Annotated in this window: 18 protein-coding genes and 1 tRNA gene; 1 reads left to right on the top strand and 18 read right to left on the bottom strand. The window is 38.3% G+C overall.

Going from position 1 to position 21321, the window contains the following annotated elements:
- Positions 1-2: 2 nt before the first annotated feature.
- The 14 genes from BM161_RS01445 to BM161_RS01515 form a co-directional block, all read right to left on the bottom strand.
- A complete protein-coding gene (locus tag BM161_RS01445) occupies positions 3-5120 on the bottom strand; it encodes a P-loop domain-containing protein (RefSeq protein ID WP_074929881.1) in 5118 nt (1705 codons plus the stop codon).
- Between the two features lie 5 nt (positions 5121-5125).
- Positions 5126-6397: a restriction endonuclease subunit S gene (locus tag BM161_RS01450; RefSeq protein WP_074929882.1), complete on the bottom strand. Its 1272-nt coding sequence runs from the start codon at positions 6395-6397 to the stop codon at positions 5126-5128.
- Between the two features lie 204 nt (positions 6398-6601).
- A complete protein-coding gene (locus tag BM161_RS01455; protein ID WP_074929883.1) occupies positions 6602-8341 on the bottom strand; it encodes a type I restriction-modification system subunit M in 1740 nt (579 codons plus the stop codon).
- Positions 8342-8519: 178 nt separating this feature from the next.
- Positions 8520-10019, bottom strand: a complete 1500-nt coding sequence (locus BM161_RS01460) for a plasmid recombination protein (protein ID WP_074929884.1) — start codon at positions 10017-10019, stop codon at positions 8520-8522.
- Between the two features lie 263 nt (positions 10020-10282).
- On the bottom strand, positions 10283-10984 hold the full coding sequence (locus BM161_RS01465; protein ID WP_074929885.1) for an ATP-binding protein: 702 nt from the start codon (positions 10982-10984) through the stop codon (positions 10283-10285).
- Positions 10985-11011: 27 nt separating this feature from the next.
- Complete coding sequence (locus BM161_RS01470; protein ID WP_074929886.1) at positions 11012-11659, bottom strand: helix-turn-helix domain-containing protein; 648 nt, start codon at positions 11657-11659, stop codon at positions 11012-11014.
- Positions 11643-11843: a hypothetical protein gene (locus tag BM161_RS01475; protein ID WP_074929887.1), complete on the bottom strand. Its 201-nt coding sequence runs from the start codon at positions 11841-11843 to the stop codon at positions 11643-11645. The genes BM161_RS01470 and BM161_RS01475 overlap by 17 nt, the downstream gene beginning before the upstream one ends.
- Positions 11840-12106 carry a helix-turn-helix domain-containing protein gene (locus tag BM161_RS01480; RefSeq protein WP_074929888.1) on the bottom strand — a complete coding sequence of 89 codons (267 nt, stop codon included), beginning with the start codon at positions 12104-12106 and terminating at the stop codon, positions 11840-11842. The genes BM161_RS01475 and BM161_RS01480 overlap by 4 nt, the downstream gene beginning before the upstream one ends.
- Before the next feature lie 463 nt (positions 12107-12569).
- A complete protein-coding gene (locus tag BM161_RS01490; RefSeq protein ID WP_074929890.1) occupies positions 12570-13073 on the bottom strand; it encodes a GNAT family N-acetyltransferase in 504 nt (167 codons plus the stop codon).
- Entirely contained in the window at positions 13070-13324 is a 255-nt protein-coding gene (locus tag BM161_RS01495) for a type II toxin-antitoxin system TacA family antitoxin (RefSeq protein WP_074929891.1), read from the bottom strand. Before BM161_RS01495 ends, BM161_RS01490 begins: the two co-directional genes overlap by 4 nt.
- A 120-nt stretch (positions 13325-13444) precedes the next feature.
- On the bottom strand, positions 13445-14260 hold the full coding sequence (locus BM161_RS01500; protein ID WP_074929892.1) for a ParB/RepB/Spo0J family partition protein: 816 nt from the start codon (positions 14258-14260) through the stop codon (positions 13445-13447).
- Positions 14261-14310: 50 nt separating this feature from the next.
- Positions 14311-15648, bottom strand: coding sequence for a tyrosine-type recombinase/integrase (locus tag BM161_RS01505; RefSeq protein WP_177206184.1), 1338 nt, complete (start codon positions 15646-15648; stop codon positions 14311-14313).
- Positions 15649-15805: 157 nt separating this feature from the next.
- Positions 15806-15878, bottom strand: a tRNA-Met gene (locus BM161_RS01510).
- 117 nt (positions 15879-15995) lie between these two features.
- Positions 15996-16691: a PrsW family glutamic-type intramembrane protease gene (locus tag BM161_RS01515; protein ID WP_074929894.1), complete on the bottom strand. Its 696-nt coding sequence runs from the start codon at positions 16689-16691 to the stop codon at positions 15996-15998.
- A 77-nt stretch (positions 16692-16768) separates the two neighbouring features.
- Here BM161_RS01515 and BM161_RS01520 point away from each other — a divergent pair, with 77 nt between their 5' ends.
- Positions 16769-17350, top strand: a complete 582-nt coding sequence (locus tag BM161_RS01520) for a shikimate kinase (protein ID WP_083425629.1) — start codon at positions 16769-16771, stop codon at positions 17348-17350.
- Between the two features lie 7 nt (positions 17351-17357).
- Here BM161_RS01520 and BM161_RS01525 read toward each other — a convergent pair whose 3' ends face one another.
- The 4 genes from BM161_RS01525 to BM161_RS01540 all read right to left on the bottom strand — a co-directional run.
- Positions 17358-17909, bottom strand: coding sequence for an FKBP-type peptidyl-prolyl cis-trans isomerase (locus tag BM161_RS01525; RefSeq protein WP_074929896.1), 552 nt, complete (start codon positions 17907-17909; stop codon positions 17358-17360).
- Positions 17910-18185: a NifU family protein gene (locus BM161_RS01530; protein ID WP_074641425.1), complete on the bottom strand. Its 276-nt coding sequence runs from the start codon at positions 18183-18185 to the stop codon at positions 17910-17912. It abuts the gene before it with no gap.
- 45 nt (positions 18186-18230) lie between these two features.
- A complete protein-coding gene (locus BM161_RS01535; protein ID WP_074929897.1) occupies positions 18231-20474 on the bottom strand; it encodes a flagellar assembly lytic transglycosylase in 2244 nt (747 codons plus the stop codon).
- Between the two features lie 7 nt (positions 20475-20481).
- The coding region (locus BM161_RS01540) for a LysM peptidoglycan-binding domain-containing protein (RefSeq protein ID WP_074929898.1) at positions 20482-21321 on the bottom strand (840 nt) is incomplete at its 5' end.

A 21321-nucleotide genomic window follows, 5' to 3' on the forward strand; every position in this document is an offset into this window, starting at 1 on the left:
GCTCACGCTGAATAATATTTTTTTGTTTTATAATCTTCTCTTATAATTTGATGTTCTGAAAAGGCTAAAATTTCCCAATTACTTTCTGGACAATCAATAACACATTTTTCTGATGGGTTAGAATATATTTTTTCAGGTGTAACTAAATTAGATGGACGAATAGACAGAGCACCCTGCATACACTTTAATAAATTTGAGTCCAATTCCATAAATTGGGCACATGAAAAATACCTTGAGGCTTCTTCTAATTGTTTCTTGTGATATTTATTTACTATTTTATATAAATTATTAAATGGAATTACATTCCTAATAAATATGTCTTCAACTCTTAACCGATAATCTTGAACTAATTCAGATTGTTCTTTCATCATTTTGCTCATTAAAGTATATGTTCCTTGATAAATATCAGCATACTGAGCTAAGTGATAATAATTCGGAATAAATGTATAAAGTATCTTTATATCATTTTCTGATTCGCTGAATTCCAAAGTATGCGCAGTACTAGAAATAATACAATCTTCGCAATCTACTACATTTTCTAAATAGAAATTCTCTAAAAAGTATTCTGTCGGATATAATTTCTTAAGTTTCTCTTTTTGCGTCGCATCAAGTGTAATATTGTTTTCAAGAATTAATTGAAGCAATAATGCTCTATGTAATGGATATAATTCATTATTCTCTGTCAAAGCCCATACTACAGGTTTTATAAATGATTTTTTATCACTTAGAAGTAAATTACTTATTGAGAAAAGAATATTCTGTGTTTTTTCTGTTGTTAGAGTTGTTAACCTTGAAATTAACAGTGCATAAACCAATTCATGTGACGAGAACCCATCTAATGCTTTTAATACATCTTGATTAATTAAATCATAATTACGATCAGGAAGGCGATACTCGACAAACTTTTTAAGTATATTAAACAGTGGTTCTATGATATCTTTTTCAATTCCTGCTTCACATAAACCTATAACGAGATTACAACCTAATTTCCAAGAATAATAGCCATAGTTTGCAACTAACTTACCCAAAGATTCTTTCAATATTGTTTTTGTTAAAACTGGATTCTTCTGATATGCTACTTTTAAGAACTCTGGAGTAATCATTTTTGACCATCCATCTGTACTAAAAATAAACATCATTACTTGAGAATAAATCCATTCATCGGTGTCTTCTTTGAATAAATCTGAAATCCATAGCATTTCTCGTCCAGAATATGAATTCTTTAGCAAAAATGGAAATAGAAAGTCCTTGCAATCCCTGGTGGGTTGCTTTTTTAAGAATTCTATTAATGGAATTTCATAACCTTTCCTATAATGATTCTTGTCAAAAAAATCTAAAGCTTCATTAGTATTTGATGCATTAAATGGAATTTCGACATCATCAAGACTGCTTTTTGGATAGGTCTCTTTTGTTTCTAACGGTAAATCAATATTAAAAACTGAAGAATACTTTTCAATAATCTGCTGTGAAAAACCAGTTGTATTAAATTCTTGTTTACAAAATGGCCTACTTTGTAACCAATTATCATACTGGCCACGAATACTTTCAGAAATAGACTCACGTAAATCAAAAGCTTTGAGTATTATATCTTCATCAAATATGGAAGGTATTGTTCTGAGAATAAAATACCATTCATCTGCATTAAAATAATCTGAACAATTACTCAAAATTAAAAGTAAATCTTCTTCGAGATAACCAGATACACCTTCATGAGTAACTAGCAGTGTTATCAGTAATTTAAGTGCTTCCACCTTATTATAATTAAAAAACTCTTCAAAAAATTCAGTTGGGTAATAACTAGTATCTTTTCTATCAGTATGAAATTGTACCGCATAAGCCATATCATACAAATCAAACCAAAAATTATTATCTAAAGAATTAAATCTCGCATTATAAATATTTGCACAATCCAATAAAGTACTTAGGCTTCTATCTTTGTGATTTCCATTTGCCAAAAGTGTTCGTATTCCATTATTGAAAGCCCTAATTCCATCATCTTTTTTATTTTCTTTGATTAAATAAAAACATAAATCAAAATAATGTTTAGTAGAATAATCATATAAACCATCACGGAGATCGACATTTGCATATTTTGAAAGAATGAAATCATTAATTGAAAAATCTGAGATTATATCTAAATAAGCATCATATGTTAAAGGACCGCCTCTACTTCCTTGAAAAGAAGTTGTTAGATCCGTTAATTGGTATAATAATTCACAACATTCTTGTTGTTCTTTTTCATTGTTACAAAGTAATAAACCTCGGTAAATAGACTGATGGATAAATTCTGTTTGTTTGTACAAATCACAAGTTCTCGGTGTTCCTTTAAAAGGCTCTTTATCTTTTACCAAATATGCAAATGCATTCTTTAATTCTGAAAATGAACATTCCTTTTCTTCTAATAAACAAAGTTTAATATAATAAATAAGCCAATTTCTGAACCAGTTATAATTTTCAAGCGAGACGATACATGCTTGAATTTCTTCAACCGGTGTTTTATTCAAAATACCAGGCAGAAAATCAATATATTTCTTCCAATCATCTGAATAATGAAACTTTTCACAAGTAATTAATTCTATACATTCTTGTAAAGATATAGTTGTTGTTCTTCTTTTATTGTATTCCCTTAAATATATTTTTGTAGATGATTTCCAATCTGAACCATGTTTTAAACACCACCATTCTACAGTATTCTCAAATTTATTTATTGTTTCATTATCACATTCTTTGAAAACTAAATTTGAAAGTTCATCAAACCGTTTATAATCTTTTAGATCAAGTAATTTTATTGCTATGTTAGGAATCAGTTTATCGTTATTTGATAAATTAACTTTAGGAAATAAATCCCAGTGAACCACACCTTCTATCTCTAAAGCAAATTTTGTATATAGTTGATATAGATCGTTTATTTTAAGTAGATCCTTTTTTTCATTCCATAAGAATTGATCTACACAATTTTGCCCATTAAGTAACTTTAATGCTCGACAATAGGAATACCATATATCTGAATCAATATAGTCAAATTTATCAACATCCCTTTTCTGCTCATTGATTATTATGCATTGTTCCAGAGAACCTCCAAACTCCAAAGCTGCAGTTTGAATAGCAATATTATCTGAAATATACTTTAATGGTCTTCCAAAAAACAAGCTCTTTGAAATAAAATCAAAATCTATGGTATCAAGAATTGATTTATAATCTTCAACTTCAAAATAAAGTTTTAGCAAATGACTATATGCTTTATTGTCTTCAAAAAAGTTCTTTTCTTTATACCATTCAATTAATGGCTTATATACTTTCTTATTAATATTAAGCCCTTTTGATTGTAAATGATTTATGAGAAATCTTTTGAAACTTTCATGGTAAATACTATATCCAAAGTTTTGAGAAAAACGTAATACAGGAGATAATGACGAAAGTGTTTCAGTTACGAACTCTCCATTTCCGGTTATATCTTCAAGCTCTTTCTTTGAGAATGAATAATCAGCTCCACATAATATATAGCAGACATCATCATTTTCTCGTAATGTTGATACTAGATATGTATAATAATTTTTCAGATTATTATCATAGGCCGGAAAATCATTCAATATTCTTTCAGAATCTTCGATTTTTTTAGCAATTGAATCAATTATATATTTGCAGTAAAGAGCGTTTCCATTGCTTTTTTGTAAAACCAATCTTGATAAAGAAGTTTCAGAAATTCGTACATTTTTAATTTTTTGCTTCTGTAATGATTGAATAACAAATGACTCATCAATTGGAACTAATTCAATTTTATCAAACGTAGTTAATAATGATAATTGATCTATAGGTTGAGATAGTACAAGTATTGAAACATTAGGATTTGTAGAACTAATTTTATTGATAATTTCAAGAATTGTTTCTTCTTTTTCTGATAAATATCCATTTACTCTTTGATAAGTTCTCCAAACATGATCAATACCATCAATGATTAACAGGACTTTTTTATCTACTTGATTTAATCTTTCATTCAAAGAATTGATATCAGAAGCATATTTCTTTTCTTGGATTTCAAATCTACCAATTTCTCTTTCTAATTGTGCAATTAAACTTCCAATCATTGCATCTTTCGAAACTCGTTTTTTAAAGACTTCTGATTCTTCAGAAAGAGATGTATAACAATAATGTCTAATAATAGTTGTATCAGATAAATGAGATTTCAGATTTTCTATTAACCATGATTTTCCAGTTCCTGGTTCTCCTGTTACAACTAACCTAGAGGACTTTGACAATCCAGTTTTTATTTGATTCAATCGACTATCGGTTTTAATTAAAGCTTTTTTATCTATAATAAAATCTTCTGGAATTGCACCATGATCTAATTCTATTTTTGCTCTTTTACAGAAATCTAAACTATTTATTTCTTCTGCATGTTTTTTTGAACGTTCTTGAATTACATAAGTCCAAAAGCTATATGCAACATCTTCGATTTTTAATCTTTCATTTGGATATATACCAATACCAATTTTTTCAATTTCATTGCATAATTCTTTTTCAAGTCCATCAGTTAGAGAATATGAAAGTTTTGGTAGTTTTAATTGTATACTCAATGAAGCCAGAAATTTTTTAAATTCGTATCTATCAATATTTAGAGATTCAGACTTAAGTGATCTCCAAGAACTAATAACACCTGTTGCTTCTGGCCATAATTTATCAATATTAAATCTATAACAAATTGCATTGGGAAAAATTGGTTTTATTACGGTATCTATTTCTATTACATCACATATTTTATCCGAGTCTAATGGCGGCTGCCATGATAACAAAACATAAAACTTACTATTTTCAGATTTTAACTCTTTCCATGACGCAAATAGATTCCACAATGCTAAATCATGCTTTGCTACCGTTGAAAAATCTTCTTTTTCAAGACTATGCTCATTTTCAGAATCACTATATTTTACTTGATAAAATGAAGTTTCATTTTTTCGATAAATAGTAATATCATCAAATTTATCTGGCACATCCTGAGGTGTCTTTTTTTTATCAAATATAAATTTAGAATCAAGGTTTTCCAGTGCAATTTCGTGAGCTACAAAATATGCACTAAGAATATCTTGATACATATATCCTCTATGAGCAGCGTCTAATGGCATAGTACTTATTCCACCTTCAGTTTGCCGCTCATTAATCGTGGTAACAACAAGTCGCGCTGTTGGGTTAGATTTTCAATACCTATTGCAAGTCTCTCGATTTTTGAATGAATGACTCTGACTTTTTCTTCAAAAGGATTCATTAAATCTTTTGGTGGAAGTAAAACATCGCCTTTTCGTAAAAAATATTCAAACTTGAAATTGATGATTCCTGTTGATTGTAATTGATATCTATCAATGATTCTTGTGTCATAAACAAACTGCATCCAATAATAATAGAATAATGGTGATATTATCGATTTATTAAGCTTTATCAGTTTGCAGAAACTTGCACAAATTAGTTTGTTATTAAAGCGTTTTAACCTTTCTTCGGAAACTATAACAGTTCTTCCTACTGGTTGTTCTTGTGTTCCTCCTGAAACCTCAAGGACTATATCCTCTGGTTCAATTATTCTTGAATTATAATTTGATACTTTATGATATCTCACAGGACATGTTGTAATATCTCCATTCGTAAACTCGGGGAAATCTGCACCTCTAACAACGGCAGCTTCTATTGAAAATTGTTCAGATTGTTCATCTTCTCCCCAGCCACCACCAATATAATCTTTGATAACTTCATTCTGTTTTTTGACTTCAAAAGTCTTTGGGATTTTTCCAATAGAAGAATCTTTCATATCAACATTCTTATAGCCGGGGAAGCGGAAGCGGACGAACCATTCTTTGTAGAGTTCGCTGGCGGCGGTTTGCAGGGCTTCTATCTGTTTTTTGTAGTTTTGTATGAGGTTGTCGTAGGCTGATAGTATTGAGGCGATTTTTTGTTGTGTGGGGAGAGGAGGATTTGGAACCTTAAACTTACGGAGTAAGCTAAGTGATAAAAATGGCTGACCAGTTCCTTGTAAATAATTTATAATAACCTGTTGTGTATAATTAGTACTAAGAAAATAATGAAGCCACTTAGCCTTTACTTCATTTCCTCCCATTTTAAATAAGGCTATATTTTTGATAGCATAATCAGGATTATTTTCGACAATCGCAGAACGCCCTAGACCATTTCCAATCATTGCCATTAGAACATCCCACTTTTCAACCTTGCTTCGTTCATTTATCTTGTTATAATCATCTTCGGAAATATAATATGCATCATCTGGTTGTATGAGGCCATCTTGAATATGCTTTGATGTAACCAGTTTGTAACCAAAACTTTGTTGTTTTGGTGTATCATGAGTTCCATCTCTAACAGATTCACAAAATTCATCAGCTCTTATTGAATTCCACATATTGTTCTTCTTTCCTAATTCTCTTTTATAGATCCCGAAACAAGTTCGGGATGACAGTTTTCACAGAGACGCCGTTAGGCGGCTCGAATCCGTGTGACAACTTCCTGCCCGCCTGCGAGCTACCGGGTCTTAGGACCTGTGGTCCTAGGCGAGAGGGTAGCGACCAACGAAGTGGGCGCGCAGGGGGAGACTTCCCCCTCCTTACTACTTAAACAACTCCTTCAAATTATCTGCAATCTGTTTTTCGAGGGTTCCGGCTTCTTTGCTCAGGGTTTCTAGTTCGGTATTAAGGCCAAGCATTTTGGCTTTGAACTCTGCTTCGGTCATGCCGTCGTCTTCGATTACAACTCCTACGTAGCGGCCGGCGTTGAGGGAATAATCCTGGTCGCGGATGCCGTCTTCGCCTTCTATGCTGGCGGCTTTGCAGAGGCCTATTACATCGGTGTAGGTGCCGTTTGGAAAGCGTTCATTGAGCCAGTCGATCTGTGTCTGCCAGTAGGCTTTTGTTTTTACTTCTTTGTCGTCGCTGGCTTCTGGAGCGGCTTTAAGGGCGGCGGAGTATTCTGCTATGAGGTCTTTAAAGGCCTGGGTGTCGCCGTTGTAGAGCCGGGTTATGATTCCCAGATTTTTTATCTGTTCGTCGCTGAACTTTCTGTGAGCGCGGTCTACCTGGGTAAAGATTGAGCGGGCATCTATAAAAAGGATTTTGTCTTTTTTCTGAGCGTCCTGAGTTTTCTGTTTGTCGAAGAACCAGAGGGTTGCAGGAAGGGTAACGGAAGAAAACATATTGCTTGGAAGGGTTACCATCTGGCTGATGATTCCTTCTTCTATCATCTTTTTGCGGATTTCGAGTTCTGAGCCACCGGCATCGCTTGCGGAGTTTGCCATAACGAGGGCTGCTTTTCCTGTTGCATTGAGGGAGCTTGCAAAGTAGCTTATCCAGAGATAGTTTGCGTTTGGAACTGTTTCTTTTTTGTCGCTGCCTTTTTTGGAGGTTTTTGATTTGTTCTTTGGAACGCCATAAATGTTAAAGCGAGGGTCGTCTTTTACTTTGTCGTACACAACTTCGTCTACGTTGAAAGGTGGATTTGCCATTACGTAATCAAAGTTGCCTACTGCGTTGTGAGGGTCTGAATAGAAAGAGTTTGCTTCTACAATTTCACCGCGAACGTTGTTCAAAAGAAGATTCATTTTTGCAAGCTTTACTGTGTCGGGTTCTTTTTCTACGCCGTAACAGCGGAACTTCATTACTTCATCAGAAGATTTGTTGTGGCGGTGCATAAAGCGGGCTGCCTGAACAAACATACCGCCCGAACCACAGGCAGGGTCCAAGATTTTCTTTTCGCCATTCTGTGGCTGGAGAACTTCAACCATGTAGCGGACTACGGTTGCCGGCGTATAGAAGGTTCCGCCGTCTTTTCCTTCCTGAAGGGCAAACTCGCCAAGAAAGAATTCGTAGATTTCGCCAAAGAGGTCTACGCTGATGTTTTCCGGAATATCCATAAAGATGCGCATGATGTTGGAAAGGAGTTCAGGTTCTTCTTCGGGCACGAGCTGGCCGTACACTTCTTTTGGAAGAACGCCGTCCATCTTTTCGTTTTCGCGTTCTATAGCTTCCATCGCTTTTTTTACGAGGGTTGCCTTGTTCGCATCATCGGGCGCGTCGTTGATTGTTGTGTAATAGGCTTCTTCCGGGAGGTAGAAACCACAATATTTGATTGAAATATCTTTTATGGATTTTTCGGCTCGTGTACCTTTTGATTTATTGTATTCGGCTTCGATTTCTGCTTTATGCTGTTTGTAAAGAATATCTGCATATCGGAGGAAGATTAAGCCTAAAATTGGTTGTCCGTATTTATTTGCTGCTAAGTGGGCGCCTGCGCGAAGAACATCGGCGGCGTGCCATAGGTTGTCTTTTAAGGTTTTGAGTTCTGAGTCGGTCATTTATGTATCCTACACTTTTAGATTATTTCATTATAGCACCAAAAAGTGCGATTATATAGATAATATCATGTAAAAGTGACATTAAAAGGCATTATTAGGTAATTTTACGAGATATCAACATTGCCGAACATTGCCAAGACCGGCAATGTTCGGCAATGTTAAATCTTGTCTTAAGCTTTTATCTCTCCCATTCCCTCTCCATTCGCAACTTCCTCTCCACATCCCGTCCCTGTTCAAACTCCCTATACCAGGGGCTTTTCTGCATCCATTCTTTTACGTCTTTGCAGCCATGTTCTGCGATAACTCCGGCAATCTTACGAAGCAGTTCCGGAGTTGCACTTTCGAACATCTGGCTTATCTCAGCAGCTCCGAAGAAGTGTTTTTTACCGTTGGCTGTCTGTTTTGTGTATCCGTTCAACGTATGGTCATACTGCTTAATCTGACTGTCATATCCGTCTTTGATAGCCTTATTTGAATTTGCGAAAGCAGAAACAAACAAATCGACTATCGGATCCAGCTGTTCATCCCGGTAGGTTCTCTGGGCATCCTTGCATCGCTCTTTTGTCCATTTCTTGAAGTTCTGAATACTCGGCATTAATTCCTCCCACTTGGAGATTTCTTCAAGCACATCGATATTCTTTTCTGTCAGTGCAGAAAGAAGAGTGTAAACCTGATTACGCTGCAGGTCCTTTTCTTTCTGAAATTCCTCCAGAGTTTTTCCGACTTCATCTCGTGGCTTTGGCGTATCCTCAATTTTAAGGCCGTGAGAACGGGCTATGAAAATCCACTTTTCCCGGCACATTTTGTCAAAGGTCATTTTAGGATTATTCTTCTTGCTGATTTTCTTTTCGGGATCTGGAGGAAGGATACCGGCTTTGAGCAAAGCCTGAGTCTGGTTACTTGTGGTAAGTCCTGTCTCTTCGTCCTTACAAGGCCATGCACGGCGCAGATGAAAATGAGGGGCACCCACTTCATCCTGATGCATTGCCCAGTTCAGAATGAAGAAGGGCTTTCCGTGGTCTTCGTTCCATCCGTTCAGCCACGTTAAATATTCCTCAAAGCAGGAAAGTGACACTTCAATTTCCGGATACTGTTCCATGCGGCCAATCTGGAGAATCTGTTCTTCCGAAGCATGCATGGTTTTCTTTCGCCATTCGTCCATAGTTACCACTCGTTCCTTATGACGGCTTTTGATGTAGTTCTGATTTGTCTGTTCCAGCTGGGCGCCGAAGGTTTCTTCGTAATATTTAAGTTCGCCCTTATAAAAACTGATTTCCGTACCGCACCAGGACCAGATGATATTCTTGTCTGATTTATCTTTTGCAATGTGTTCAGGATTAGAATCAAAGTCCCTGTCGTTGTGCCTTGAAGAAAAAGCCTTTTTGTCAGTTTTGCGCTTACGGCCTGAGTTCATCGTACAGCGCATTTTTCCCTGTGGATTTGTTTTGTAATCTGGATTGAAGCCATAATCTCCACCAAGTTCTTTAAGCTGATGCAAAATGTTTCTTAATGCTTTTACATCGTCTTTTGCATGATAGGCCTTGTGGGAATCAAAAAGATGATTATCCCGCTCAGGATCATTTTTATAATCATGTCCTGATACGGGATCTTTCCAGGCTGGCTCGGATATGCCGGCCGGCGGATTTTGTGTTGTTGTTTTGTAAGTTGTATAAGTCATAGTGCTCCTCTTGTTGTAAAAATTGACTTTGTTGTTGCAGTGCCATTTGGCACTCTTTTCATCCGCCGTCTGGCGGATAAATTCGCGAGTGTGCATTTTTCTTTTTTTAGGGGCCCCAGGTGTTGATGCTTTGCGTCAACACATATGGGGTTATGCACACACGATAAACTGTCTTTAGACACTTTGATTCGATTTGCGTCACGTGACGGAATACCGCCATCCTGCAGATTTGCAGAGATTCTGCACAGTGCCAAATGGCACTCTTACGCAATCTTCCTTTTTCCAGGGCGGTAGCTTTCTCCGACGAACTCTACGCACTGGCAGGTTTCTTTAAGCCGGTCCACAACTGCGTCGCCCAGCTTTTTCATCAAATCAGTTTTCTGGAGATTTGAAATCAAAACTGTTGGAAGCATGTTTTCGTAGCGACGGCGAAGAATATAATTCAACAGAGAATCTTCTCTTGCTTGCTGCATCGAGCGGCCGATTTCATCAATCACAAGCATTGGCGTGGTTGAATAAAAGTTCATAAGATCCACGCGGTTGATTTTTGCATGATAATCCGAAGAACATTCATATTGGAAAATCATTTCTTCAATCGAAATAAAAGTTCCGCCTGTATCCCGGATAATCGAAGAACCAAGATGAGTTTTTCCTACACCCTTCGGGCCGAGCATCAGAAGAACTGAATCATTGTTTTCTTTATGCGAATATTCGATTACTGCTTGAAGGCGTTTTTCATCATCTGTATTTCGTACCTTCCAGGTTTCAAAAGATTCGTTCCAATAACGTTTCGGAACTCCGCTGTGTTCGAACTCCAGCTTCTTTTTTGCTTGTAATTCCTTTTCATGTTCACGCTCAGCTTCCTGTTCGCGCTGGCGGATTATTTCATCCTGTTCCGGGGATGCCAGCAATGTAAACTGCGGAATCATAAAATCTCGGATTGTTTTAATATTGTCTTTTTCCATTTATAATGCTCCTCCTTTGCTGCAAATCTAAAATGGTAAATTGTCCAGAGTTTCCTGGCTTACTTCATCAACGCCTGTCTCTTTTACAGCTGTTGTGTTTGTTTTGTAAGTCCCTTTTTGTCGTTTTTTGTTTAACCATTTTTTTAGTGATTCAAAATCGGATCTTGGTTTTGCATCATTTTCTTTTTTCCAGATTGAATATGATTCAAGCTCCTTCTTAAAATCAGCATCTCCAAAACTTGTCAAAAGTTCTGTTTTCTCATTTTCATTTAGAAGAACATTTTGATGTTTTCCAAAAATCAAATTTGTCTTTTCGTCATCAGACGTTTTTTCTGTGCTGTCCCTTGTTTGATGCTTCACAGAAAAATCCATTTTTATAAAAATCTTTCGTTTTTCTACCTGATGGTTAAATTCGTTCCTGATTATCTCTGAGCATATAAGGCCGGATCTTTTTAATTCATGTAACCAGTTATTCACGGTCCGTTTACTCACAGAATTCAGTTTTGCAAAATAATCATTGGTAGCAAAACAAAAATCATTCTTTGCGGCAAGAAACAATATCTCGCCATATAACAGCTTTGCTCCATCTGTCAGTTCTGAATTTGTTATTATTTCAGATGGAATTAAAATGTAAAAGTGCGATGAAGATTTATTGTCTTCATGCAGTTTTTCCATTCGGTACACACTCCATTTTCTTGAAGTTTGCATTCAGGTCTGCAACATTTTTTCGCTCTGAAGTTGTAAGTGTATAATACTGCAGACGGCCATCATGAAATGTAAATGTGATTGTACATTCACCAAATCTGACAGGATGATTATTGATATCCTGCAAAGCTGCTATAAAAGCATTTTCGTTCATGCAGCACCTCCTGGAAGTTCCACCTCAACTTTTGCTGATTCTGGATATGGAATTTTTCTTCCACCTGTAGAACGATGTGCAAGAATATAAGCTTCCAGATCCCCACGTGCAAAAAGAACTCTTTTTGAAAGTCTGATTCGTGGCAATTCTTCATCACTGATAAGACTATCCAAAGTGCTCATTCCGATTGAAAGAATCTCAGCCGCTTCTGCACGAGTGAATAAAGTTTTTTCTGGAAACTCTACGATGATTGATTTTTTCATTTATCCTCCCTGTGTAAATCTGAAGTTAGCTAAAATCGATTACATTCAAAATGATACAAATGGTTGAAAAATAAATCGATACCACAAACATACTTTAAAAGGCAAATTTCACACATTTTTTGGCAAATTTCGTCGATTTTGGGAAACTCGATTTTTTTAGCAAATTTTGAGGATGTTTTCCAGAAAGGGGAGAAAATTGTTTTTTTTAGGGGGATTTTTAAAATTAATATAATAAAATTAACTACTTGTAATATTATCTGCGCAGAAATTTACATCAGGGGAGAGCAAAAAACTGCATGATATTTGGAAAAAAATTGCAACTGGCCATCACGCAAAGTTGCGTTTTGGAGATTTTCTGAAAGGAGATTTTTCAAACTTCTTTGAAAGAAGTTTGAAGTTAAATGAAAAAGGCTTCCAGTCTGTATCAAGCAAACTGAAAGCCTCTTGGATAAGATTTAAAACCTTAACCTTCCATTGCTTTTCTTACTGTCTCAACAGTGAGAAAGTAGGAAAGTTCTTTATCTTTGAACTTAATAAAACCATAATGCTCATAAAAACTCTTTGAAGTTTCTTTTGCATCAACAATTATAAAATACAATCCGGTAATCTCAGCTACATGAACTATCTTTATAAAGGCTTGTGCAAGTAACCACTTACCAATTCCGTTTCCCTGTAAATTTTTGCCTACAGCAAGACGTGCAATTCGCAATGAAGGAATAGGATACTTTGGTAATTTACCCCGGTATTCATCTGGTATATCTTCATAAACTACTTGAGCGGTTGCAAGTGTGAAATAACCGACAACTTCATCTTTGTCATCAAAAGCAACAAAAGTTCTTCCGATTCCCAACGTGTCATTTTTTAATGAATAACGTGAAAGAAATTCATTTAAAACTTCTGTTCCACAGTCAAACTTTTTAAGCTTTGATTTTGGAACATCTTTTATCGAAATTAATTTAAAACTCATCTGAACAAACCTTTTAATGCTTCATTTGGCTCTGGTGGATTTTCCAAAGCAGCCATTACAAGGTCTCTGTCGCGATTTGAAAGTACAAGAACTTCGTTTTCAGCCAGGTCAATCTGAGCCTGCTTCAGAGATGATGTAAGGACATATGAAGAAAGTGAAACGTGTTTAAGTTCAGCGGCACGTTCAAGAAGAGTCTTTTGATTTGAGTTGGCTCTAAAGTCAATTCTTTCGTCTTTTAATGCTACTGCCATAATAGTACCTCCACTTCTAATATAACATAATGTACGGAAATTGTACACACAATTTTACAATTATTCTCTATGTCAAAATTGCCAAATTGACATAGAGAATACAGCCATGACATAAAGAGTTTAAGCAATTCCAAATCTCTGTGATATTCGTGCCACATCATCTGCAGAAAGATTCAATTCTCCAAGTTCCAGCTTAGCAATCCGCTTATCCTTCAGAATCTGATTTTTCTTTCGGCCTTTTTCAAGTTCTGACAAAACAAACAAAACTCCAAGCTTAAAAGAATCAGAGTTGATGCCTTTGCCTGTGTTCGATGGTTTTTCATCAGCCATTTCTTCAACAAGTCCTGCTTTCTTTCTGGCCTCCGTAGCCTTAATCATTTCATGAGCTTTGTTTATCGAAATGCTTCCGTTCTGAATCTTCTCCAGAAGTGAAGCGTCCGCCTTCTTTGCAATCTCTCTCATTTTACACACCTGGCGAGCAGATTTATTAAGCTGACGTCCAATTGCCTCATCAGAAGAGCCCTGCGCATTAGGATTTGAACGACGTATTTCATCAAGCTTCAGAAATGCTGCAAAATATTCTCCATCCGTCAGCCGGCGGGAATTAAGCTGCATCTTGTACTCATACTCGATTGTTTCATCACGACTATCAAACTTTTTGATAATTACAGGAACCTTTTCGAGTCCCGCTTTCTTTGCCGCCATAAAACGCGAATGTCCATCAACAATGATATAGGCCTCAGTCACGATAATCGGGCGCGACTTATCAAATCCGTTTACCCTCATATCATTTGCAATTTCAGCAACCTTGTCATTTTCCTGCTGGAAAACGTTCTTAAAATCTCTGTCAAAACGAAGCTGAGAAACTTCAACCAGTTTGATTTTTGCATTGTCTTTATCATTAGTCTTTTTATTCTTATTTCCAAAAATACTCATAATTCAATTCTCCAAAGTTTTCGTTGCATAAATTTAAGTTTGATTAAGATTTATTCATAATCCTTTTTTTCGTCTTTTTTTCCTTCAGGAAGTATTTTTACTTCTACGCTCTTTATCTCAGATTCAGTTTCATCAAATCCAAGAATCGGAAGCAAGAGTTTTTCTTCTGCAGAACGGAGCTTTTCAAGTGCTTTTTCCTGTTCCATGTGAGCTGCATAGTGATCGAGCATTGCTTCTGTTTTGTGGCCTGAACTTGTCATAAGAACACGCTTATCAGCAATTTCATCACTCATACGACTGCACCATAAGTGGCGCCATGCATGGAAGGTGATTTTATCCGGTTCGGAATAACCAATATTTTCTAGAACACGTCTTAAGAATTTAAGCCAGTTCTTTGGATCTGTAGGATGTTCAGCGGTTAATCCCCAGAAAACAAAGCCATGCATTTTCTGTCCCCAGGGATTAGCCTTAGCCTGTGCAACTAAGAGATCTCGCAGCTGTGGAGGAATAAGAACTTCGCGTTCTTCTCCATTTTTACATTCCTTAAGGCCTTCACTCGAACGCCAGGAATGCCTTACATAAAGACGGTCCACACCGATATCTTCAAAACGGAGAGCTGCAACTTCACCAGCACGCATGCCAGTATAAAAAGCTACCGCATTGGCAAGCTTGGCAACATCGTTTTCCCAGTCTGCTGCAAAAACCGCAGCTGCCTGTTCCAATGTAAGGATTTCTCTCTTCTTTGATTTCTGAGAACATTTCATGATTCCATCAAAGCAGTTTATTTCTGTAAGATTGTGGAAGAAGGCCCATTTAAGAGGAATTGTTACAGAACTTACAACAGAGTTGATTGTCTTTGGTGCAAGCTTCAAAACTTCTTCATCTTCAAAAAGGGCAGTAACATCGTCATGAGTGATACAACCTACAGTCTTTCCTGCAACCGAAGGAAGCCAGTATTTTGTGGCCCGCATAAGCATTGCTTCGCAGTAATCACGGTGGATGGAACCGCCTTTGAGTTTCTTTTCTTTTACGTAAGGAGAAGTTTCAAAAGCCCAGAATTCTTTGATATATTCATCAATCGGTTTACTTTCCGGGCTTGCCATCATAACTGCAGAATGGATTAAATTTCTCTCCTTAAGAACTTTAATAATTGTCTTAACATCTTCACGTTCAAGATCAATTGTTCTAAGAGAGTTGAGAACAGAGAGTTTGTCTAATCCGATTTGCTTATCATCAACCGAATTAATTCTGCTTGGAAGTTTGTTTTTTACTACCCATTCCATTACAACGCGTTCAGCAGAGTTTCTGTCTCTACTGCCGGTAGATCTGTTGTTGGAATAAGTGCCATCAGGGAGCTGTATTCTGGCATACCAAATACCAGAAGGCATTTTAAACAAAAAATAAGGCTTAGCCATAGAACCTCACTTTGCAACAAAAACTTTGGTTTAAACCTCAGTTTAAATTAGGTGTGATTTCTACGCTAAGCCTTACTTTGATTAGGTTTAGTAGTAGTGTAACTCCTTATAACATAAGGAATTAGCAGTATAGCGGGGGCAGGACTCGAACCTGCGGCCTCCGGGTTATGAGCCCGACGAGCTGCCAACTGCTCTACCCCGCGTCGTATTGTTTGGGTATTATAGGGGGTTGGGCGGATATTGTCAAGGGCGAATGCGGAATTTTTGGCAAATTTTGGTGTTTTTTAACAGAAATTTGCACAAAATGTTATGAAAATGTGCTAATTGGTAACGTTTTCATTGTTTTTCAAGGAAGTGTACTTGATTCTGCATTCAAGGATTGACATCAGAACTACTGCGACCGAGAACCAGCGGAGACTTCCTGAAAAACCTGCAAAGAAATCATAAACACCGTGAAGGATAACTGCCATAATCAGGCAGGAAACACGGGCCGGTTTATTGCGGCACGAATAGATAAAGAGACCACACAGGCCGGTACAGGTCATATGGATTATATCAGATGTAAAGATTCGTACCGCAATCTGGCCATAAAGGAGAGTTGCGCCGCGGCTATTTGCAATCTGAAGGTGATCAAAATAGTAAACAACAGATTCAAAACAGCCAAGAGAAAGGCCTGCAGTAAAGGCTAGAAGTAAAAAGTTCAGGCGGCCGGCTGCTGAATCTGCAGCCCCTTCTTCATCATAAATCTTGTGAGGAAGTGGGAGCAGTGCCAGGGTTTTGATGGCCTCTTCTACAAATCCGTAAAGCAAAAGAGATTTGAGCAGAGCGCTTACAACAGGAGAAATCGGCAGCCCTGGAATAGAAGGCATAAAGTACTGGATAAACGAAATAGGCAGAACTGCGGCAAGGCCAAGCAGCACGGCAATCAGCTGATGAGTGAGCTTTAGCTTAAAGTAGGTTGAGAAAAACACAATAGCAAGAATCAGCGGAACAAAACAAAGAGTAATGCCAATCATAAATACCTCCGAAGTCTCAATATTTTAAGAATACATTAAACCTTCATTTTTTACAATTCGCGTGCTATACTGTTGATATGACTGAAGGAATTCATAATTCAATAGTTCTTATGGGCTGCAAACATTGCGGAAAATCCACACAGGGAAAACTTCTTGCACAGAAGCTTGGAGTTGATTTTATTGATACAGATGATGAGATTGGAAGAATCCGCGGAGTTGATTTTAGAACTTTGTATAAGACAAAGGGTGTTTCGGAATTTGTTCAGGCAGAAGAAGAAGCCTGCAGCAGCATCATTAAGAAATATACAGACCGTCAGGTTGTGATTGCAACAGGCGGAGGAATTTGTGATAACCCTCCAGCACTTCATGCGCTCCGTGAGTGTGGAACCTTTGTTTTCCTTAAGCTTGATATTAAGTATTCGATTAAAAGAATTATGGATAAGATTGAAGAGAATCCTCTTGGTGGTTTTACAAATGCACCAGCTTATGTAATGGATGAAAATCCAACTTCGCTTAAGCAGATAGAAGATATTCTCTTAAAAAAATATACAGACCGCTATCAGCAGTATCAGTCAATTGCAGATGTTGTTGTGGACATAAAAAATGCGCCAATAGAAGAGAATTTGAAGGCTCTTCTTGGCGCACTTAGTATTAAATAGTTACTGATTAGTTACACCCACAACCGCCGCAGCTGCTTCCGCAACCACCGTCTCCGCAGTCGCCGCCGCCACATCCGCCGCAACCTCCACAGCCACCACCGCAGCCGCTTGTAGGAGCGAGTTCTTCTTCAGTTGCATCACGAACTTCAACAACTTCAATATCAAAGTTCAGAGTTTTGCCGGCAAGCTCGTGGTTTCCGTCAACAGTGATTTTGTCTCCTTCAACCTTAGTAACGTGAACGATTGAAAGTCCAGAAGGAGTCATTACCTGGAAAGGCATTCCAACAGTAATTTCACCATCATATTCAAACTTATTGCGGTCAAGTTCTACAATAAGACGTTCATCATATTCGCCATAACCGTCTTTTGGTTCAATGTGTGCAGAGAATTTATCTCCAGGTTCATGGCCAGCAAGAAGATTTTCAAGACCAGAAATCAGATATCCTCTTCCATGAACATATCCTAATGGCTCGCTTCCAACAGATGAATCAAGCTGAACACCTTCATCATTTTTAAGAGTGTAGTGGATAGCAACCCACTTATTGTTTTCAATTTTCATTTAGAACCCCATTCCCATATCATCAAGATTCTGGGCATTATCCTGTACAACTTCTTTGATTTCAGGACAGGCATCAATAAGATAACGTTCAATTCCCATCTTAAGAGTCATAACAGCCATTGGACATCCTCCGCAGGCACCAGTAAGATTTAGATGAACCTTGTAATCATCATCAATACAAACAAACTCCATGTCTCCGCCGTCTGCCTGAAGCTGTGGACGGAACATTTCAAGAGCTTCCTTTACAGTTTCAAGTAATTTTGGATCTTCAATCATATAAACCTCGCTTAATCTTCTATAAAGATAATAAAAATATACGGACTATTCAATTAAATTCTCAGCAGATAGGTGGAAATTCTTCGGATTCTCAAGCCAATCATAAGCTAAAGTGGCAGAAATGAGTTTGCGGCCATATTCGCGGGTTTCAGCAAAGGGAACAGTTTCCAGGAAAAGATCTGGAGGCATATTGCTCTTTTTCCCGAATTCAATGAGAGAACTCTGAAGCCAGCGGCGCACTCTTGTGATTCCGGCGTTGTATGAGAAAAAGCCCATGAGAGCAGAATCATCACAGCGGGAAATCAGATTAGAAAGATAGTAAGTACCAAAGCGGATATTTGTTTCCGGGTCGGTAAGTGAATAATCAGAAATTTTGAAACGGCGGGCAATGTCGCTTGCGGTAAACTCCATAAGCTGGGTAAGGCCCACAGCGCCGGCAGAACTCATAACATCAGCATCAAAAAAGCTTTCACTGCGAATAAGGGCATACATAACCGGCTGGGAAAGTTTATATTCCTGGCAGTATTTTGAAACATATTCTGAGTAGTAAGTTGGATAAACCAGGGAAAGCTCCTCGCGGGTGAGCTGGCGGTCTGCAATTCTCTGGGCGCGGGCTGCAATGCGAAGAGACTGAGTATAATAATCAGATTTTTCAGGATTTTGAGGATCTGCACATTTTGAAAGAAAATCTGCAAGGTAGAAGTTTATTTCTGTAGAGATTTTCTGACCCTGAGTTTTTTGCCATTCAGGATAAATCAATTCCGGGAAGCCAAAGTAAGCGTATCCACAAAGAAGATTTTCAAGGGATGGGTCGATTGGAGGGAGATCTTTGGAATTGGCGGTGGAATTTACGTGTGTCGCTGAAGTTGCGGTGTCGGCGCCCGAAGATTTTGCCTTGGCTGGGGTTGGCGCGCACATGACTTTTTTGAGTTCAATAGGATCTTTTGAAATTCCAAGTCTGTAGGCTGCAAGGGCTTTGTAATATACAGAACTTCCGCCCTGGGTGGCACGCTTAAAAGCGATTGTGGCATCGTCTTCTGTGCCATCAGCAAGGCCTTCCTGAATCAGGCGGCCATAAAGATATGCAAACTGCGCGGTGGTAAGGTCTGACGCATAACCGTCTATTGCCTTGTAGATTTTTCCAAACTCGTTCCAGCGGCCGGCTGCAAGAAGGGCAGTTACAAGCTGCTCAAAGAAATCTTCAAAATATTCACAGTCTGTCCATTCGCGCGAATATTCTCCAATAGAATCGATGATTGAGTCCATTGAAAAATTGAGGGAAGTGTTCAAAAGATACCACAGGGCATTGTCTTTCTGCTCCGGGGAGTTGGCACTGGACATTGCCGCTTCAAAGCATTTACGGGTCTGGCGGTAATAAATGCCGGCTTTTTCGTAATAGCGGCCGGCATAAAACCAGAAATAATATTCTGCAGGAGTGCCGGTATAATTCTGGGCGAGTTTTGTAAAATGGCCTGCGTTCTTTACAAAATCCATTGTTCCGTAAAGATAGTTTTTGCCGAGATCGGAAATCAGCTGAGGTTCTGGATCAAGTTCTCCTTTGGAAAAAAACTCTTCAAGAATCCAGGAATTTTGGGCAGTATATGAATAATTTCGTTTGTACGATTCAATTCGGTAATGAATTGCGAACTGCTGAGGTGTGTAGGTGAGAGTGGTAGCAAGTTCGGAATCGGGATTTTCGTAGGCGCGCTCAAAGTCCGGGTGGGCGTAGGTGTCGCGGTAGAACTGGTAGTGCTCGGTGGAAACAGGGCACTGGGTGAACCAGCGGTAAACTTCGGTTTCGTAGGCGGAGTCGCCGCGACGGCCCATTGCTTCCAGCCGGAGGCGGATAATTTCATTTTTGGCTTTGGAGAAGTCGAGACCGGCGGTGCAGTCGATGAGCTTGTTGATTTCGCCCGCCGCGGAGAACTGGCGGGAAGCTATCAGAATCGCTTCATCCCCCGGGAACTGCTTGAGCAAATTCTCCGCGGCGGCGTTCTTCTCCTGAATATTTCCGAAGGTACAGAGCGCTTCGGCGCTTTTCTGCGCGCAGCACGGCGAGCCCTTTTTTATGCAGCGTTTAAACTTTTCGCGGGCGGCGTTCTCATTGCCTTCGCCGAGCAGGCGCAGCCCGATAAAATAATCGGCGTCATCTCCAAACCTCTTCTGTCCCTCGGGCTGCGCCGCCCCCTTACAAGACACTGCACTCAGCGTTAGGAAGGTGGCGAGACAATAAACTGTGAGACGGCGGAAGTTACAGAAACAACGGGGTGGCAGCAAAGATGGACGCATCTGTCTCCTATTCGGCTGGAATAACTATCTTTGTTCCAGAGATAATGTAATCTGGATTTTTGATTCCGTTATAGCGGGCAATGTACTTATATCTCCAAGGGTTCTTGTAGTAAGTATCTGCAATATCCCAGAGAGTATCGCCCCACTTAATTTTGTAAACGATATCTTTTGGTTTTTCTTCTGCTACTGGAGGCTGAGCCGGTACAACTTCTTCTGCCTTTTCAATGATGATAATTTCATCTTCTTTAGCTTCTGGTACGGCAGGCTCTGGCTCAGGTTCCGGTTCTGCAACTGGTTCTGGCTGTGGTGCAGGCTCTTCAATTGCTACTGTAGTTTCAATATTCTTTGCGTTCTTCTTTGTGAGAAGATTATATTTTGAAGGAATAATAAACAGAATAAGTGCTGTTGCAATAATACAGATGATTGCACAGATGATGCAGATGATAACAGGAACCTTTGTCTTCTTCTTAACTTCGTCTGCTTCGTTCTGAGCTGGAGTTCCGCGCTCTGTTTCTTCATCGTAAAGTCCGTCAAAGTTGAGGCCGGCAGCCGGTGATTCTGAGTCAAAAGTTGTGTCTTTCATATCGTCCTCTGTATTAAAGAAGTCATCCGGCATTTCCGGAGTGTCATTATCGTTGTCGTCTGGTAAATTAAAGTCCATATCAGAAAGAGGATTATCTTCTTCGATAGTATCTGATTCTGAGATAGTTTCATCTGATGTTTCTGTGTTGTCAGGAATATCGAAGTCCATATCTGGAAGAGCAGATTCTTCTGTAGCGTCTAATTCCTCTGTAGATTCAGTGTCGTCAGGAATATCGAAATCCATGTCTGGAAGTGCAGATTCTTC

It is taken from the genome of Treponema bryantii (assembly GCF_900113965.1).
GTDB classification, from domain to species: Bacteria; Spirochaetota; Spirochaetia; order Treponematales; family Treponemataceae; genus Treponema_D; species Treponema_D bryantii_A.

Coding starts and splice junctions, on each gene's coding strand:
- BM161_RS01455 (WP_074929883.1), bottom strand. CDS start 8,341: ATGACCGACTCAGAACTCAAAACCTTAAAAGACAACCTATGGCACGCC.
- BM161_RS01525 (WP_074929896.1), bottom strand. CDS start 17,909: ATGAAAATTGAAAACAATAAGTGGGTTGCTATCCACTACACTCTTAAA.
- BM161_RS01480 (WP_074929888.1), bottom strand. CDS start 12,106: ATGAAAAAATCAATCATCGTAGAGTTTCCAGAAAAAACTTTATTCACT.
- BM161_RS01445 (WP_074929881.1), bottom strand. CDS start 5,120: ATGCCATTAGACGCTGCTCATAGAGGATATATGTATCAAGATATTCTT.
- BM161_RS01515 (WP_074929894.1), bottom strand. CDS start 16,691: ATGATTGGCATTACTCTTTGTTTTGTTCCGCTGATTCTTGCTATTGTG.
- BM161_RS01535 (WP_074929897.1), bottom strand. CDS start 20,474: ATGCGTCCATCTTTGCTGCCACCCCGTTGTTTCTGTAACTTCCGCCGT.
- BM161_RS01520 (WP_083425629.1), top strand. CDS start 16,769: ATGACTGAAGGAATTCATAATTCAATAGTTCTTATGGGCTGCAAACAT.
- BM161_RS01475 (WP_074929887.1), bottom strand. CDS start 11,843: ATGAACGAAAATGCTTTTATAGCAGCTTTGCAGGATATCAATAATCAT.
- BM161_RS01450 (WP_074929882.1), bottom strand. CDS start 6,397: ATGTGGAATTCAATAAGAGCTGATGAATTTTGTGAATCTGTTAGAGAT.
- BM161_RS01490 (WP_074929890.1), bottom strand. CDS start 13,073: ATGAGTTTTAAATTAATTTCGATAAAAGATGTTCCAAAATCAAAGCTT.
- BM161_RS01530 (WP_074641425.1), bottom strand. CDS start 18,185: ATGATTGAAGATCCAAAATTACTTGAAACTGTAAAGGAAGCTCTTGAA.
- BM161_RS01470 (WP_074929886.1), bottom strand. CDS start 11,659: ATGGAAAAACTGCATGAAGACAATAAATCTTCATCGCACTTTTACATT.
- BM161_RS01460 (WP_074929884.1), bottom strand. CDS start 10,019: ATGACTTATACAACTTACAAAACAACAACACAAAATCCGCCGGCCGGC.
- BM161_RS01505 (WP_177206184.1), bottom strand. CDS start 15,648: ATGCCTTCTGGTATTTGGTATGCCAGAATACAGCTCCCTGATGGCACT.
- BM161_RS01465 (WP_074929885.1), bottom strand. CDS start 10,984: ATGGAAAAAGACAATATTAAAACAATCCGAGATTTTATGATTCCGCAG.
- BM161_RS01495 (WP_074929891.1), bottom strand. CDS start 13,324: ATGGCAGTAGCATTAAAAGACGAAAGAATTGACTTTAGAGCCAACTCA.
- BM161_RS01500 (WP_074929892.1), bottom strand. CDS start 14,260: ATGAGTATTTTTGGAAATAAGAATAAAAAGACTAATGATAAAGACAAT.